This window comes from Streptomyces sp. 8P21H-1, from assembly GCF_013302945.1.
Genome location: NZ_JABTYA010000199.1, coordinates 1 through 1423, shown reverse-complemented (window position 1 = coordinate 1423; position 1423 = coordinate 1). Strand labels below are relative to the sequence as shown.

1 protein-coding gene and 1 pseudogene are annotated in these 1423 nt (G+C 76.5%); both read left to right on the top strand.

Features of this window, described 5'->3' with window-relative positions:
- Positions 1–536: pseudogene (locus tag HO151_RS03340) on the top strand (energy-coupling factor transporter transmembrane protein EcfT); the annotation flags it as partial.
- On the top strand, positions 533–1423 hold an 891-nt coding region (locus HO151_RS03335), incomplete at its 3' end, for an ABC transporter ATP-binding protein (RefSeq protein ID WP_254594681.1). The pseudogene HO151_RS03340 and the gene HO151_RS03335, both read left to right, overlap by 4 nt.

Sequence of the window (1423 nt, the reverse complement as noted above, 5' to 3'; positions counted from 1 at the left end):
GACTGCCGGTCCTGGAGGGCGCGCTGGAGCGTTCGGTGGCCCTCGCCGCGGCGATGGACGCCCGGGGGTACGGCCGCTCCGCCGAGGTACCGCCCGGCGTGCGCCGCACCACCGCCGTGCTCACCCTCGGCGGTCTGGTCGGGGTCTGCGCGGGAACGTACGGCCTGCTCACCGCGGAGGGCGGCGGCTACGGCCTGCCCGTCCTGCTCGCCGGGCTCGGCGCCGCCCTCGGCGGTCTGTGGCTCGGGGGCCGCCGCTCACTGCGTACCCGGTACCGGCCGGACGCGTGGGGCGTCCGCGCCTGGCTCGTCGCCGTGTCCGGGGCGGCCGTCGCGGCGCTGCTGCTCCTGTATGCGGCGCACGACGCGTACACCGCCGCGGCCCTGCACCCCGGGGTCGTCCCGCTGACGGCGCCGACGCTTCCGCTGTGGCCCGCGGCGGCCGTCCTGCTCGGACTGCTCCCCGCCTTCGTAGCCCCCTCCCCCGCCCCCTCCCCCTCAGAAACCCGTACCGCCACCGGCAAGGAGCCCTCATGATCCGCTTCGAGGACGTCACGGTGACGTACGACGGGGCGACGCGGCCCAGCGTCCAGGACATCGAACTCACGGTCCAGGACGGCGAGTTGATGCTCCTCGTCGGCCCCTCCGGGGTCGGCAAGTCGACGCTCCTCGGCGCGGTGGGCGGACTGGTCCCGCATTTCACGGGCGGCACGCTGCGCGGGCGCGTGACGGTCGCGGGCCGCGACACCCGCACGCACAAGCCCCGCGAGCTCGCCGACGTGGTCGGCACGGTGGGCCAGGACCCGCTCTCGCACTTCGTCACGGACACGGTCGAGGACGAACTCGCGTACGGCATGGAGTCGCTGGGGCTGGCGCCGGACGTGATGCGCCGCCGCGTCGAGGAGACCCTGGACCTGCTCGGCCTCGCGGGCCTGCGCGACCGCCCGATCTCCACGCTCTCCGGCGGGCAGCGGCAGCGGGTCGCGATCGGCTCGGTCCTCACCCCGCACCCGCGGGTCCTGGTGCTCGACGAGCCGACCTCGGCCCTGGACCCGGCCGCCGCCGAGGAGGTTCTCGCCGTCCTCCAGCGCCTCGTCCACGACCTCGGCACGACGGTCCTCATGGCCGAGCACCGCCTGGAACGCGTCGTGCAGTACGCCGACCGCGTCGCCCTCCTCCCGGCACCGGGCGCCCCGCTGACGGTGGGCACGCCCGCCGAGGTGATGGCCGTGTCCCCGGTGTACCCGCCGGTGGTGGCCCTGGGCCGGTTCGACGGGTGGTCCCCCCTGCCCCTGACGGTCCGGGACGCCCGGCGGCGGGCGGGGGCACTGCGGGAACGCCTGGCGGGCATCCCGCACGAGGGTCCGGAGGCCCCGCGCAAGGCCCCGTACGAGGGTCCGTACGAGGGCGCGGGCACGGCGGCC